Origin of the sequence: Pseudomonas sessilinigenes, from assembly GCF_003850565.1 — a bacterium.
GTDB classification, from domain to species: Bacteria; Pseudomonadota; Gammaproteobacteria; order Pseudomonadales; family Pseudomonadaceae; genus Aquipseudomonas; species Aquipseudomonas sessilinigenes.
In genome coordinates this window covers 3,958,038-3,972,253 of the sequence record NZ_CP027706.1, presented here as the reverse complement: position 1 = coordinate 3,972,253, position 14,216 = coordinate 3,958,038, and the positions used below count along the sequence as shown (strand labels likewise).

Annotated in this window: 11 protein-coding genes and 1 pseudogene; 7 read left to right on the top strand and 5 right to left on the bottom strand. The window is 64.2% G+C overall.

What is annotated here, in order from left to right; genetic code table 11:
- Positions 1-106 precede the first annotated feature (106 nt).
- The 6 genes and pseudogenes from tfpB (at position 107) to C4K39_RS18310 (ending at position 5,378) form a co-directional block, all read left to right on the top strand.
- Complete coding sequence (gene tfpB / locus C4K39_RS18330) at positions 107-1,885, top strand: type IV pilus assembly ATPase TfpB (RefSeq protein ID WP_124347130.1); 1,779 nt, start codon at positions 107-109, stop codon at positions 1,883-1,885.
- A 69-nt stretch (positions 1,886-1,954) separates the two neighbouring features.
- Positions 1,955-2,707: pseudogene (locus tag C4K39_RS32270) on the top strand (HAMP domain-containing protein); the annotation flags it as partial.
- Entirely contained in the window at positions 2,699-3,562 is an 864-nt protein-coding gene (locus C4K39_RS32265; protein WP_437179388.1) for a methyl-accepting chemotaxis protein, read from the top strand. The pseudogene C4K39_RS32270 and the gene C4K39_RS32265, both read left to right, overlap by 9 nt.
- A gap of 47 nt (positions 3,563-3,609) precedes the next feature.
- Positions 3,610-4,530 (top strand): SPFH domain-containing protein, encoded by a 921-nt coding sequence (locus C4K39_RS18320; RefSeq protein WP_124347129.1) that lies wholly within the window; start codon positions 3,610-3,612, stop codon positions 4,528-4,530.
- Between the two features lie 10 nt (positions 4,531-4,540).
- Positions 4,541-4,990, top strand: coding sequence for an NfeD family protein (locus C4K39_RS18315; RefSeq protein WP_068576042.1), 450 nt, complete (start codon positions 4,541-4,543; stop codon positions 4,988-4,990).
- A gap of 70 nt (positions 4,991-5,060) precedes the next feature.
- Positions 5,061-5,378: a DUF2388 domain-containing protein gene (locus C4K39_RS18310; RefSeq protein ID WP_068576040.1), complete on the top strand. Its 318-nt coding sequence runs from the start codon at positions 5,061-5,063 to the stop codon at positions 5,376-5,378.
- Positions 5,379-5,455: 77 nt separating this feature from the next.
- On the opposite strand, the gene gcvP is transcribed toward C4K39_RS18310, so the two are convergent.
- A complete protein-coding gene (gene gcvP / locus C4K39_RS18305) occupies positions 5,456-8,329 on the bottom strand; it encodes an aminomethyl-transferring glycine dehydrogenase (RefSeq protein ID WP_124347128.1) in 2,874 nt (957 codons plus the stop codon).
- A 190-nt stretch (positions 8,330-8,519) separates the two neighbouring features.
- On the opposite strand from gcvP, the gene C4K39_RS18300 reads away from it, so the two are divergent.
- Positions 8,520-9,659, top strand: a complete 1,140-nt coding sequence (locus C4K39_RS18300) for a DegT/DnrJ/EryC1/StrS family aminotransferase (RefSeq protein WP_068576035.1) — start codon at positions 8,520-8,522, stop codon at positions 9,657-9,659.
- Positions 9,660-9,701: 42 nt separating this feature from the next.
- Here C4K39_RS18300 and gcvH read toward each other — a convergent pair whose 3' ends face one another.
- From gcvH to C4K39_RS18280, 4 genes are all read right to left on the bottom strand, one after another.
- The gene (gcvH, locus tag C4K39_RS18295; RefSeq protein ID WP_068576033.1) at positions 9,702-10,085 is read right to left on the bottom strand and encodes a glycine cleavage system protein GcvH; all 384 of its coding nucleotides are present in this window, start codon (positions 10,083-10,085) and stop codon (positions 9,702-9,704) included.
- Positions 10,086-10,138: 53 nt separating this feature from the next.
- Entirely contained in the window at positions 10,139-11,221 is a 1,083-nt protein-coding gene (gene gcvT, locus C4K39_RS18290) for a glycine cleavage system aminomethyltransferase GcvT (protein WP_124347127.1), read from the bottom strand.
- A gap of 154 nt (positions 11,222-11,375) precedes the next feature.
- The gene (locus C4K39_RS18285; RefSeq protein ID WP_068576029.1) at positions 11,376-12,992 is read right to left on the bottom strand and encodes an ABC transporter permease; all 1,617 of its coding nucleotides are present in this window, start codon (positions 12,990-12,992) and stop codon (positions 11,376-11,378) included.
- 88 nt (positions 12,993-13,080) lie between these two features.
- Entirely contained in the window at positions 13,081-14,082 is a 1,002-nt protein-coding gene (locus C4K39_RS18280; protein WP_068576027.1) for an extracellular solute-binding protein, read from the bottom strand.
- Between the last annotated feature and the right edge of the window lie 134 nt (positions 14,083-14,216).

Below are 14,216 nucleotides of genomic sequence, written 5' to 3'. Positions count from 1 at the left end.
GTAAAACCCTGCAACCCTTGGCCGACAGGCTCCCGGCCTGGGCTGACTATCCTTGGCTGTTCGTGGCTGGGCAACCGCGCCTCGTCCATAGCCCAAGGAGGCCAGCATGGCCGCCGTGCACATTCCCCAGGACCGTTGGCTGGAGCTGACCGAACTACTGCGCGACCTGCTGGCCCAGGGCCGTATCAGCCAGGACGCCGCCGAACAGGCGATGACAGCTCGCCACTTGGCAACCGACATCGCCTCGCATCCGCTGGAAACCATCGCCGCCCGCCAGTTGCCGGACCTGCAGCGCCCCGGCCACAGCCTGGACCTGGACAGCCTCACGGCCTTGCTCGCTCGCCAGGCTGGCCTGCCCTACCTGCACCTCGACCCGCTGCAGATCGATGCGGCCAGCATCACGCCCCTGATGTCCTGCGCCTTTGCCCAGCGACATGCAATCCTCGCAGTGGCCGTGGATGCCCAAAGCGTGACGGTGGCCAGCGCCCAACCGTACGTCACGGCCTGGAAAGCCGACCTGGCCCACGTTCTCAAGCGCTCCATAAGACACGTGATCGCCAACCCGGCGCAGATCCGCCGCCTGACCCAGGAGTTCTATCGCCTTGCGCGATCGGTCAGTGGCGCCAGCAACGAGCAGCGAGCCAGTACTCCGGGCGATTTCGAGCAGTTGCTGAAGCTGGGAAGCAGCGACCCGGCAGCGGACACCGACGACGCCCACACCGTCCATATCGTCGACTGGCTGTTCCAGTACGCCTTCGAGCAACGAGCCAGTGACATCCATATCGAACCTCGCCGCGAACAGGGCAACCTGCGTTTTCGCATCGACGGCATGCTGCACCACGTCTACGCGTTTCCAACCCAGGTGACCCTGGCCATCATCAGCCGCCTCAAGAGCCTTGGGCGCATGAACGTCGCGGAAAAACGCCGCCCACAGGACGGTCGGGTCAAGGCCCGCACGCCATCGGGCAACGAAGTCGAGCTGCGCCTGTCGACCCTGCCCACGGCCTTCGGCGAGAAACTGGTGATGCGCATCTTCGACCCCCAGGTCCTGCTCAAGGACTTCGACCAGCTGGGCTTCTCCGGCGCGGACATGGAGCGCTGGCAGGCCATGACCACCCAGGCCCACGGCATCATCCTGGTCACCGGGCCCACAGGGTCGGGCAAGACCAGTACCCTCTACGCCACCCTGAGGCAGCTGGCGACACCTGAAATCAATCTCTGCACCATCGAGGACCCGATCGAAATGCTCGAGCCGGCGTTCAACCAGATGCAGGTGCAGCACAACATCGACCTGGACTTCTCCAGCGGCGTCCGCGCCCTGCTGCGCCAGGACCCGGACATCATCATGATCGGCGAAATCCGCGACCTGGAGACCGCCGAGATCGCGATCCAGGCCGCGCTGACCGGCCACCTGGTGCTGTCCACCCTGCACACCAACGACGCCCCGGGCGCCATCAGCCGCCTGCTGGAGCTGGGCGTACCGCATTACTTGATCAAGGCCACGCTGATCGGGGTCATGGCCCAGCGCCTGGTACGTACCCTGTGCGGCCATTGCAAGCAACCTGTGGATCTTAACGCGGACCAATGGCAGAGCCTGGCGCCTGCCGAGCGGCTGCCGGTACCCCTGCACGCCTACTGCGCCATTGGCTGTGTCGAGTGCCGAGGCACCGGCTACCGAGGGCGGGTCGGGGTCTATGAAATCCTGCGCATGAACGATGCCCTCAAGCCCCTGATCCAGCCTGACCTCGACTTGGCCGGACTGCGCCGCCAGGCCGCTGCCGACGGTATGCGCAGCCTGCGCCTGGCCGCCTCGTACCAGGTGACACAAGGGCTGACCAGCCTGGAGGAAGCCCTGCGGGTCACGCCCTGTAACGAGTCCCGATAGCGCCGCCAAAGCGCGCCTCTAGGGCTGGACTACGCTGTAGGCACAGCCAGAACGTGCAAGGAGCCGGGCATGAACATCCGCCAGAACATGATCACCTCGGGCGCCATCAGCCTACTGGCCATCGCCCTGGTGGCCGGCATCGGTCTCTGGGGCCAGTCGCGCCTGGCCAGCGCCCTGCACGACAACGAACTCAATGCCAGCGCCCTGCGCAACCACCTGGAAGCCGACATGATGCATGACGCCCTGCGGGCCGATGTGCTGCAAGCGCTGAGCAGCCAGCCTGGTGATGAAGCGGCGGGCAACGAAGTGCGCGACAGCCTGCGCGAGCACGGCGACTGGTTCCGCAAGTCCCTGGCCGAGAATGCCCGGCTGCCACTGGCGTCGGAGATCCGCGAGGCCATCGGTGAACTGCAGCCGGTGCTGGAGAACTACATCCGGGCCGCACAGGACATTGCCGGGCTGGCCCTCAAGGATCCCCAGGCCGCGCGCCTGCAGATGCCGGAGTTTTCCCAGCGGTTCACTGAAGTGGAAACCCGCAACGAGGCCCTGAGCAGCAAGATCGAAGCCAGCAGCGCCCAGACCCGCGCCCGCAGCGAAACGGCGGTACGCCAGGCCGCCGGGTGGCTGATCGGCGGTAGCCTTTGCGCCGCGCTGGCCTTGTGCCTGCTGACCCGGCAACTGCTCAACCGCGTGCTCAAGCCCCTGGAGAAGTCCGTGGCCACGGCCCGGGCCATTGCCCAGGGCGACCTGACCCGCAGCATCAGCGTCGACAGCCATGACGAAGCCGGCCAACTGCAACAGGCTTTGGGCGAAATGCAGAACAACCTACGGCAGATGATCACCACCATCCGCCATGAAAGCGAGGAACTGCGCGGCCGCTCCCACAGCCTCAGCGGCACCTCGTCGCACATCGCCGACGGGGCCAGCGAGCAGGCCGATGGCGCCACCGACATGGCAGCAGCCATGGAACAGATGATCAGCAATATCGCCCAGGTCGCCGAACATGCGCGCAATGCCCAGAGCATTTCGTCCCAGTCCGAATCCCTGGCCGATAGCGGCGGCCAAGTGATACTCGGCGTGGTGGACGGCATGAGCCAGATTGCCGAGGCGGTCAACCAGTCCTCTGAAAGCATCACCGCCCTGGGCCAGTCCTCCGAAGAAATCCACTCGATCATCCAGGTGATCAACAGCATCGCCGAACAGACCAACCTGCTGGCGCTCAACGCCGCCATCGAGGCTGCCAGGGCCGGCGAGGCCGGGCGCGGGTTCGCCGTGGTCGCCGACGAGGTGCGCAACCTGGCGGCCCGTACGGCGCAATCGACCCAGGAGATCACCGGCATGATCCAACGCATCCGGGAAACCACCGAACAGGCGGTCAGCGGCATGCAGACCGGAGTCAGCCGGGTGAACGACGGGGTGAACATGGCCCAGCAGGCGGGCACCTCGATCAACGAGATCCGCCAGGGAGCCCAGCGCTCGGCGCTGATGGTCCAGGAGATCTCCCACACCATCGGCGAACAGTCCAAGGCCAGCGGCGAAGTCGCCCAGCGAGTGGAAATGATCAGCGAGGTGGCCCGGCGCAACAGCCAGGCCATGCGCGACCTGATCCTCACGGTGGAACAGATGGAGAGTTCGGTTGCCACCCTGCAGACCTCGGTCACGCGTTTCCAACTGTGAAGCCAAGGCCGAGACCCCATTGACCCATAGATGAACAGGTGAGCCTGATGCAGATCACAAGCGTGCTGCTACTTTTCGTCGCCCTGGCCGTGGCCCTGGTGTTCATGGGATTCAAGGTGGTACCCCAGGGCTACCAGTGGACCGTGGAGCGCTTCGGGCGCTACACCAACACCCTCAAGCCGGGACTGAACATCATCATTCCAGTGATGGACCGCATCGGGCGCAAGATCAACGTCATGGAGAACGTGCTGGATATCCCGCCCCAGGAAGTCATCACCGCCGACAACGCCACGGTGCAGATCGACGCCGTGTGCTTCTTCCAGGTGGTCAATACCGCCCAGGCCGCCTATGAGGTCAACAACCTCGAGCACGCCGTGCGCAACCTGCTGCAGACCAACATCCGTACCGTGCTCGGCTCCATGGAGCTGGATGCGATGCTCAGCCAACGCGATGCGATCAACGAGAAACTGCTGAAGACCGTGGACGAGGCCACCGCGCCCTGGGGCATCAAGATCACCCGGATCGAGATCAAGGACATCAGCCCACCGGCCGACCTGATGGCCGCCATGTCCGGGCAGATGAAGGCCGAACGGGTCAAGCGCGCGCAAATCCTGGAGGCAGAAGGCCTGCGGGCCGCCGCCATTCTCACCGCCGAAGGCAAGAAACAGGCGCAGATCCTGGAAGCAGAAGGCGAGCGCCAGGCGGCGTTTCTCGAATCCGAGGCCCGGGAGCGCCAGGCCGAAGCGGAAGCCAGGGCAACCCAAGTCGTGTCCGAGGCCATCGCCAATGGCAATGTCCAGGCCATCAACTATTTCGTGGCCCAGAAATACGTCGACGCCCTGGGCAAGCTGGCCTCGGCCAACAACAGCAAGGTGGTCCTGATGCCGCTGGAGGCCAGCCAGGTGATCGGCGCGGTGGGTGGCATCGGCGAAATCGTCAAGGCCACGTTCGACGGCAAGAAACCCTGAGGCCGGCTCCATGGCGACATTCCTGCAAGCACTGTCGTTCTGGGACTGGCTGGCCCTGGGCACCGTCCTGTTGATCCTCGAAGTGTTTGGCGCTGGCGGCTACCTGCTGTGGATCGGCCTGGCGGCAGCCTGTGTCGGGGTGCTGGCCTTCCTGCTCCCGGGCCTGCCGGGGGAAGCGCAGGTCTTGCTGTTCGGCCTGGTATCGGTACTGACCGCCCTGTACTGGTGGTACCGTCAACGCCGCGTGATTCGAACCAGCGACCAGCCGACCCTCAACCTGCGGGGCCAGGAGCTGATCGGCAAGACCTTCGTCGTGCACCAGGCCATCGCCAACGGCCGGGGGCGGATCAAGGTTGCCGACGGGGTATGGATTGCCAAGGGTGCAGACGCGCCGGTGGGCGCCCGGGTCCGGGTGATCGGCCAGGAAGGAAGCATCCTGCTGGTCGAAAACCTAGACTGACAGGCTACGGAACTCAGCCAGGGAATCTAGAATCAAACGGTGTAATTCCCCCTAGTCGGAGTCACCCATCATGCGTCTGAAAATAGCTGTCGTCACACTTGCCCTGCTGTCGTTGCCCATAGGTTCGGCAATGGCCGATACCTTCTGGCGCAACGTCATCTCCTCCGGTGCGACCACAGGCTCTACCTACCTGACCTTCAAGGACCACAAGTTGATCGTCGCCGCCCAGGACGATGCCGGCAGCTTCGTCGCCAGCAACGGCAGTATCCGTGGCCCCTACCTCGAAGCCGCCATGCAGAAGGTCCGTGCCGACAATCCCGGCCTCAAGGCCACCGACATGGAACTGGCCAACGCCATCCTGGCGAAGAATGCCGTCGCCCAGGAGTAAACCGGGTCCAGAGATGGCCGATAGGAAAAACGCCGACCCTGGGGTCGGCGTTTTTTTGTCCGCGCACCAACAGCGAATCAGCGATAAGCCTCCAGCGGTACGCAAGCACAGAACAGATTGCGATCACCGTAGACATTGTCCACCCGGTTCACCGCGGGCCAGTACTTGTGGGCCCGGGCATGGGCGCTGGGCAGCACCGCTTGCTCGATGCTGTAGGAACGCGCCCAGACCCCAGTGATATCTGCCAACGTATGGGGTGCGCCCTTGAGCGGATTGTCCTCGGCCGGCCAATGGCCGTCCTGCACCTGGGCGATTTCGGCGCGGATGCTCAGCATGGCCTCGACAAAACGATCCAGCTCGGCCTTGGATTCGCTTTCGGTGGGTTCGACCATCAATGTTCCCGGTACCGGGAACGACATGGTCGGGGCGTGGAAGCCGTAGTCCATCAGGCGCTTGGCGACGTCTTCCTCGGTAATGCCGGTCAGGGCCTTGAGTGGTCGTAAATCGAGGATGCATTCATGGGCCACGCGACCGTTGCGCCCGCTGTAGAGCACCGGGAAGGCGCCACTGAGCTGGACGGCCAGGTAGTTGGCCGCCAGGATCGCCACCTCGCTGGCGTCGGCCAGCTGCGGCCCCATCATGGCGATGTACATCCAACTGATGGGCAAGATGCTCGCACTGCCCCAGGGCGCCGCACTGACCGCGTCGTTCTGTGGCAGCGGGCCGTCGATCGGCACCACCGGATGGTTGGCGACAAAGGGCGCCAGGTGGGCACGCACGCCGATCGGCCCCATGCCCGGGCCACCGCCGCCGTGGGGAATGCAGAACGTCTTGTGCAGGTTCATGTGGGAGACGTCGGCGCCAATGTCCGCGGGCCGGGCCAGGCCCACCTGGGCATTGAGGTTGGCGCCATCCATGTACACCTGGCCGCCATGCTGGTGGATGACTTCGCAGATCTGGCGAATGCCTTCTTCATAGACGCCATGGGTCGAGGGATAGGTGGCCATCAGGCATGACAGTTGTTCGCCAGCCTCCCGGGCTTTGGCCGCAAGGTCCGCAAGGTCGACATTGCCTGCCTCGTCGCATTCGACGATCACCACCTGCATCCCGGCCATCTGCGCCGATGCCGGGTTGGTGCCATGGGCCGAGGACGGGATCAGGCAGATATTGCGCTGCCCTTGCTGACGGCTCTCGTGATAGCGGCGGATGGCCAGGAGCCCGGCGTACTCGCCCTGGGCACCCGAGTTGGGCTGCATGCAAATGGCATCGAAACCGGTGATCGCGCACAACCAGCGTTCCAGCTCGTCGATCATCAGTTTGTAGCCAGTCGCCTGCTCCCGGGGCGCGAAAGGATGCAACTGGGCGAACTCCGGCCAGGTGATGGGGATCATCTCGCTGCTGGCGTTGAGTTTCATGGTGCAGGAACCCAGGGGGATCATCGACTGGTTGAGCGCCAGGTCCTTGTTCTCCAGCTGCTTGAGATAGCGCAGCATGCGGGTCTCGCTGTGATGGGCACTGAACACCGGATGGCTCAACACCGGGGTGCGACGCAGCAACTCGGCGGGTAATCCGGACTCCAGGTCCTCGGCATCCAGCGCGGCTACGTCCAGTCCGTGATCGGCCCCCAGGAATATATCCAGCAACCGAGCGACGGTGTTCTCGTCGCAGGTTTCGTCCAGGCTCAGGCCCAGCCGGCCACGCCCGAGAATCCGCAAGTTGATCCGCTGCGCCCTGGCACTCTCGATGATCGCGGTCTGGCTACCGCCTACTTCCAGGGTCAGGGTGTCGAAGAAATGCCGGTTGACCCGGACAATGCCGTGGCGTTCGAGCCCAGCGGCGAGGATGCAGGCCAACCGATGCACGCGCTGGGCGATGCGCTTGAGACCCTGCGGGCCATGGTAGACCGCATAGAAGCCGGCGATGTTGGCCAGCAGGACCTGGGCGGTACAGATGTTGGAGTTGGCTTTTTCGCGGCGGATATGCTGCTCGCGAGTCTGCAGGGCCATGCGCAGGGCCACCTGGCCCCGGGCGTCGCGAGAGGCACCGATGATGCGCCCGGGCATGGCCCGCTTGTACTCGTCGCGACAGGCGAAGAATGCGGCATGGGGCCCACCGTAGCCCATGGGTACGCCAAAACGCTGGGACGAGCCCAGCACCACATCTGCGCCCAGCTCGCCGGGCGGGGTCAGCACCAGCAGGCTCAGCGGGTCGGCAGCGACGCAAGCCAGGGCCTGCCGAGCGTGCAGTTGCTCGATCAACGGGCGCAGGTCGCGGATCTCGCCGTGGGTGTCCGGGTACTGCAGCAGAGCGCCGAAGACCTCATGCCCGGACAGCCGGTCCACGGTATCGACGATCAGCTCGAAACCGAAGGCCTCGGCACGGGTGCGCACGACGGAGATGGTTTGCGGATGGCAGTGTTCATCGACGAAGAACCGGTTGCTCCTGGACTTGGCCACGCGCCTGGCCAGGGCCATGGCCTCGGCCGCCGCGGTAGCTTCGTCCAGCAGCGAGGCATTGGCCAGGTCCAGGCCTGTGAGGTCGATGGTCATCTGCTGGAAGTTCAACAAGGCCTCCAGCCGGCCTTGGGCAATTTCTGGCTGGTAAGGGGTATAGGCGGTGTACCAACCTGGGTTCTCCAGCACATTACGCAGGATCACCCCCGGGGTCAGTGTGCCGTGGTACCCCATGCCGATCAGGCTGGTCCAGACCTGGTTCTGCGCGGCATAACCCCTGAGCCGGGCCAGGGCCGCTTCCTCGTCGAGAGCCGCTGGCAAGTCCAGTGCCCGATTGAAGCGGATGGCCGGCGGCACCGTCTGCTCGATCAACTCGACCCGACTGCCGAGCCCAAGGCTGGCAAGCATGGCTTGCTGCTCCTCGGCATCGGGCCCCAGGTGCCGGTTGAGAAATGCGTTGGACTCACGTAGCTGGCTCAGGGATGGCGACCGGGACATGGCAGGCTCCTCCGATAAACGGCGCTCAGCGTCGATGCGACTGGGTGCCAAGCAGCATAGCAGTCGATTTTGCCCATCGACGCTCTAGCATCCCGGGACAATCGGGACCATCATGCGCAGCGTCAACGCACCAAGCCCGGTGCGCCTCAACCCATGCTCTTATCGTCCGCTTATCGGGTGTCCCATCGTCATGAGCCAACTACCTTTCCTGCCGTTCTCCAAACCCACCATCGATGAGTCCACCATCGCCGCCGTCGGCGATGTGTTGCGCTCGGGGTGGATCACCAGCGGGCCCAAGGTCCAGGCCTTCGAAGCCCAGCTCTCGGAATTCTTCGGCGGGCGTACGGTGCGTACCTTCAACTCCGGCACCTGCACCATGGAGATCGCCTTGCGCATCGCCGGCATCGGCCCTGGCGATGAAGTCATCACCACGCCCATCTCCTGGGTGGCCACCGCCAACGTGATCCTCGAAGTGGGCGCCACTGCGGTGTTCGCCGATATCGATCCGGTGACCCGCAACATCGATCTGGCCCAGGTCGAAGCTGCCATCACCCCACGCACCAAGGCCATCATCCCGGTCTACCTGGCCGGCCTGCCGGTAGACATGGACCGCCTGTATGCCCTGGCCAGCAAGCATGGCCTGCGAGTGGTGGAGGATGCCGCCCAGGCCCTGGGCTCGAGCTGGAACGGCCAGCGCATCGGCGCCGGTGGCGACTTCGTGTCCTTCAGCTTCCAGGCCAACAAGAACGTCACCTCCTCCGAAGGCGGCTGCCTGGTGCTCAATACACCGGAAGAAGTGCGCCTGGCCGAGAAGTACCGCCTGCAAGGGGTAACCCGCAGTGGCCAGGACGGCCTGGACGTGGATGTACTGGGTGGCAAATTCAACATGACCGACGTTGCCGCCGCCATCGGCCTCGGACAGTTCGCCCATATCGAGGCGATCACTGCCCATCGTCGCGAACTGGCCCGGCACTACTTCGAATGCTTCGGCAGCGACTTCCAGGAGCGCTACGGCGCCCAGCTGCCACCAGCGGACTTCAACAACAGCAATTGGCACCTGTTCCAGCTGGTACTGCCGGAGCGCAAGGACGGTAAGCCCGCACGTGCCACCTTCATGGAGCAGATGCAGGAACGGGGAATTGGCATCGGCTATCACTATCCGCCGATTCACTTGCTGAGCCTGTACCGCGAGCGCGGCTTCAAGGAAGGAATGTTCCCGGTAGCGGAACGGGTTGGTCGCCTGATCGTGTCGTTGCCAATGTTCACGGCGATGAACAAGAGCGATGTGGAGCGCGCGGTAGCCGCGGTGAAGGAAGTCCTGCAAGGTTGAACCCGCGGCCGGCCTGGCATGCCAGGCCGGCCGCAATGCAGCTTACTCGCCGATGGAAGCCTTGTAGCCTGCGGCGTCCAGCAGCTTTTCCAGGTCGGCTGGGTTGGCTGGCTTGAGCTTGAAGATCCAGGCGTCGTACGGCTCGCTGTTGAGCAGTTCAGGGCTGGCGCTCAGCTCCTCGTTGACCTCGATCACTTCACCCGCCACCGGGGCATAGATATCGGAAGCGGCCTTTACCGACTCCACGACTCCGGCCTGGTCCCCTGCCCCGAACACCTTGCCGACTTCGGTCAGCTCGACGAATACCACGTCGCCCAGGGCCTCCTGGGCATGGTCGCTAATACCCACGGTCACGCTGCCATCGGCTTCCAGGCGGGCCCATTCGTGGCTTTCGGCAAAACGCAGGTGGGCAGGGATGTCGCTCATGTTCTATGTCCTCAAGAAGAAATGATCAGCGGCGCAACGCCCGCTGCAAAATGTTAGATCAAGGTTTTGCCATGGCGCACGAAGGTCGGCTTGACTACTCGCACCGGGTACCACTTGCCACGGATTTCCACTTCGGCTCGATCACCGGTGGCCATCGGCAGCCGCGCCAGGGCAATCGACTTACTCAGCGTAGGGGAGAAACTACCACTGGTGATCTCTCCTTCGCCAACATCAGCGATACGAACCACCTGGTGCGCCCGTAGAACCCCACGTTCTTCCAGGACCAGACCCACCAGTTTCTGCTTCACGCCGGCCGCTCGTTCGGCCTCCAGGGCAGCACGCCCGATGAATTGGCGCGAGGCCGGTTCCCAGGCGATGCTCCAGGCCATGTTCGCCGCCAGGGGCGAAACCTCCTGGTGGATATCCTGGCCATAGAGGTTCATGCCGGCCTCCAGGCGCAAGGTGTCCCGGGCACCCAGGCCAATGGGCGAGATGCCCGCGCCTACCAGGTCGTTGAAAAATGCCGGGGCCTGTTCGGCAGGCAGGACGATTTCCAGCCCATCCTCACCGGTATAGCCAGTACGGGCGATGAACCAGTCACCGTCGGTGCGCCCCTGGAAGGGCTTGAGTTGCTGGATCAGGGTGGCCCGCGACTGGCTCACCAGCTCGGCGATGCGCTGCCGGGCCTGAGGCCCCTGGATCGCCAGCATGGCCAGTTCCGGGCACTCGCGCAGCTGTACCTGGAAGCTCCCCAATTGCGCTTGCATCCAGGCCAGGTCCTGCTCGCGGGTGGCCGCATTGACCACCAGGCGATAGGTGTCTTCGAGACGGTAGACGATCATGTCGTCGACGATGCCGCCCCGCTCATTGAGCATGGCGCTGTACAACGCCTGGCCGGGGCTGTGCAGGCGTTCGACGTCATTGGCCAATAGATGCTGGAGCCAGGCCTTGGCCTGGGGGCCGTCGACATCGATCACGGTCATGTGGGATACATCGAACACCCCGCAGTCACGTCGCACCTGATGGTGCTCCTCGACTTGCGAGCCGTAGTGCAAGGGCATATCCCAACCGCCAAAATCGACCATTTTCGCGCCAAGGGCGAGATGCAGGTCATACAGAGGCGTACGCTGTCCCATGGGTTTCTCCTTCCGGGCGTGGCGAGGGTGCGGGCTGGCGCTGCAAAGGTGAAAGCCTTGAAAAACAAGGCCTACAGCCGGTTTCAGCGTCCCGGCCAAACAACAGACCGCACCGAATGCCGCGCATTGTAGCCGCAAGGTGCAGGGCTGGCACCTAACCGATTCGATGGGCCGAGCGGCGGATCAGGCCGATCACCGGCAACAGCCCCACCAGCACCAGGGTCAGGGCCGGCAGCGAAGCCCGTGCCCATTCCCCTTCACTGGTCATTTCAAAGATCCGTACCGCCAGGGTGTCCCAGCCGAACGGGCGCATGAGCAACGTAGCGGGCATTTCCTTGAGCACGTCGACGAACACCAGCAGGGCGGCGCTCAAGGTCCCGGGCAACAGCAGCGGCAGATACACTTTGAAAAACAGTCGCGGACCACCGACCCCCAAGCTGCGAGCGGCCTCAGGCAGCGACGGGCGAATCCGTTCCAGGCTGGTTTCCAACGGGCCATAGGCCACGGCAATGAAGCGCACCAGATAAGCCAGCAGCAATGCACAAAGGCTGCCCAGCAGCAAAGGCTTGCCAGCGCCCCCCAGCCAACTGGAAAGCGGGATCACCAGTTCACGGTCCAGGTAACTGAAAGCCAGCATGATCGATACCGCCAGCACCGAGCCCGGCAACGCATAACCGAGGTTGGCCAGGCTCACGCCACTGCGGATGCCACGGGTTGGCGCCAGGCGTCGGGCAAAGGCCAGCATCAGCGCGACGCTGACGGTAATCAGCGCGGCCATGCCTCCCAGGTACAGGGTATGGACGATCAGCCCGGCATAACGCTCATCCAGGTCGAAGCGACCGCGCTGCCAGAACCAGGCCAGCAATTGCAGCAGCGGGATCACGAAGGCACAGGCGAATACCAGCAGGCACCAACCCGTGGCCGCCAGGGCCTTGATGCCACGCAGCGGATACAAGGCCTTGCCCCGGGGCCGTTCGTTACCCGTGCGGCTGGCGCCCCGGGCGCGCCGTTCGCCATACAGCACCAGCATAACGGCCAGCAGCAACAGGCTGGCCAGTTGGGCGGCACTGGAGAGGCTGAAGAAGCCATACCAGGTCTTGTAGATCGCCGTTGTGAAGGTGTCGAAGTTAAAGACCGCCACCGCGCCGAAATCCGCCAGGGTCTCCATCAGGGCCAGAGCTACCCCGGCGCCGATGGCCGGTCGGGCCATGGGCAGCGCCACGCGCCAGAACGCTTGCCAGGGCGATTGCCCGAGCACCCTCGCAGCCTCCATCAAGCCCTTGCCCTGGGCCAGGAAGGCGTTGCGCGCCAGCAGGTAGACATAGGGATAGAACACCAGGACCAGGACCAGGATCACCCCACCGGTGGAGCGCACCCTCGGCAACCTAAGGCCACTACCGAACCACTCCCGCAGCAGGGTCTGCACCGGCCCGGAAAAATCCAGCAGGCCAACGAAGACAAAGGCCAGCACATAGGCCGGGATCGCAAACGGCAGCATCAGCGCCCAGTCCAGCCAGCGTCGCCCCGGGAACTCGCAGAGGCTGGTGAGCCAGGCCAGGCTCACTCCCAGCAACGTGACCCCGACGCCGACCCCGAGCACCAGGGTCAGGGTATTGCCGAGCAGACGCGGCATCTGGGTTTCCCACAGGTGGGACCAGATCTGCTGGTCGACGGCCTGCCAGGAAAACAGCAGCACACTCAGAGGCAACAGCACCAGGGCCGCGACGGCAAAAACCAGGGGATACCAGCGACGTTGGGCAGGGTGGGCCACGGAAAACTCTCAGGTCAGGGGAAGGGCTTCAAGGCTGGGCCGCGAAAGAAAACGCCCCGCAAAGGCGGGGCGCAGTATAACGGCAGGCTCAGTTCCAGCCCGCGCGGTCCATCAGGCGAATGGCCTCGGCCTGACGCTTGCCGGCAATCTCCACCGGCAGGGTATCGGCGACGAACTTGCCCCAGCTGGCCACTTCCGCAGACGGTGCCACCGCTGGGTTGGCCGGGAACTCCTGGTTGACGTCGGCGAAGATCTTCTGCGCTTCAGGGGTGGTCATCCACTCCACCAGCGCCTTGGCGGCCTCCGGATGCGGTGCATGCTTGGTCAGGCCGATCCCCGACAGGTTCACGTGTACCCCACGATCGCCCTGGTTCGGCCAGAACAGTTTTACCGCCAGGTTCGGCTTCTGCTTGTGCAGGCGGCCGTAGTAGTAGGTGTTGACGATCCCCACGTCGCACTGGCCAGCGTTGATGGCTTCCAGCACGGCGATGTCGTCGGAGAACACGTCGGTGGACAGGTTGTTGACCCAGCCCTTGAGGATCTCCTCGGTCTTGTCCGCGCCATGGGTCTCGATCAGCGTGGCGGTCAGCGACTGGTTGTAGACCTTCTTCGCCGTGCGCAGGCACAGGCGGCCTTCCCACTGCTTGTCGGCCAGGGCTTCATAGGTGGTCAGCTCGCCCGGCTTGACCCGTTCGGTGGAGTAGGCCAGGGTCCGCGCCCGCAGGCTCAGGCCGGTCCAGGCGTGGTTGGAGGAGCGGTATTGCAGGGGAATGTTGCTGTCGATGACCTTGGAGGTGAAGGGCTGCAGGATGCCCATCTGTTCGGCCTGCCAGAGGTTGCCGGCGTCCACGGTCAGCAGCAGGTCGGCGGTGGCGTTCTCGCCCTCGGCCTTGATGCGCTGCATCAGCGGCGCTTCCTTGTCGGTGATGAACTTGATCTTCACCCCGGTCTTCTGGGTGTAGGCATCGAACACCGGCTTGATCAGCTCGTCGATACGGGAGGAGTAGACCACCACTTCGTCGGCGGCCTGGGCAGTGCCGGCGATGAGGGTGAGTGCCAGGGCGGTCAGTAGACGCTTCGGTGCCAACATGGGAGCAGTCTCTCGTATGCAAAGTGAGGCGAAATGATAAGGACTACCATTTGCTGGCTCAACCGAACCCGGAGCCGAGGAGTAACCAGATGTTGCGCGGGGAAAACGCGACCCGCCTTGCAGCGGCGCCTGCC

Bases quoted from the DNA above. Each gene is read 5' to 3' on its own strand.
- C4K39_RS32265 (WP_437179388.1), top strand. From the start codon at position 2,699: ATGCAGAACAACCTACGGCAGATGATCACCACCATCCGCCATGAAAGC.
- C4K39_RS18315 (WP_068576042.1), top strand. From the start codon at position 4,541: ATGGCGACATTCCTGCAAGCACTGTCGTTCTGGGACTGGCTGGCCCTG.
- gcvP (WP_124347128.1), bottom strand. From the start codon at position 8,329: ATGTCCCGGTCGCCATCCCTGAGCCAGCTACGTGAGTCCAACGCATTT.
- C4K39_RS18320 (WP_124347129.1), top strand. From the start codon at position 3,610: ATGCAGATCACAAGCGTGCTGCTACTTTTCGTCGCCCTGGCCGTGGCC.
- C4K39_RS18280 (WP_068576027.1), bottom strand. From the start codon at position 14,082: ATGTTGGCACCGAAGCGTCTACTGACCGCCCTGGCACTCACCCTCATC.
- C4K39_RS18310 (WP_068576040.1), top strand. From the start codon at position 5,061: ATGCGTCTGAAAATAGCTGTCGTCACACTTGCCCTGCTGTCGTTGCCC.
- C4K39_RS18300 (WP_068576035.1), top strand. From the start codon at position 8,520: ATGAGCCAACTACCTTTCCTGCCGTTCTCCAAACCCACCATCGATGAG.
- gcvT (WP_124347127.1), bottom strand. From the start codon at position 11,221: ATGGGACAGCGTACGCCTCTGTATGACCTGCATCTCGCCCTTGGCGCG.
- tfpB (WP_124347130.1), top strand. From the start codon at position 107: ATGGCCGCCGTGCACATTCCCCAGGACCGTTGGCTGGAGCTGACCGAA.
- gcvH (WP_068576033.1), bottom strand. From the start codon at position 10,085: ATGAGCGACATCCCTGCCCACCTGCGTTTTGCCGAAAGCCACGAATGG.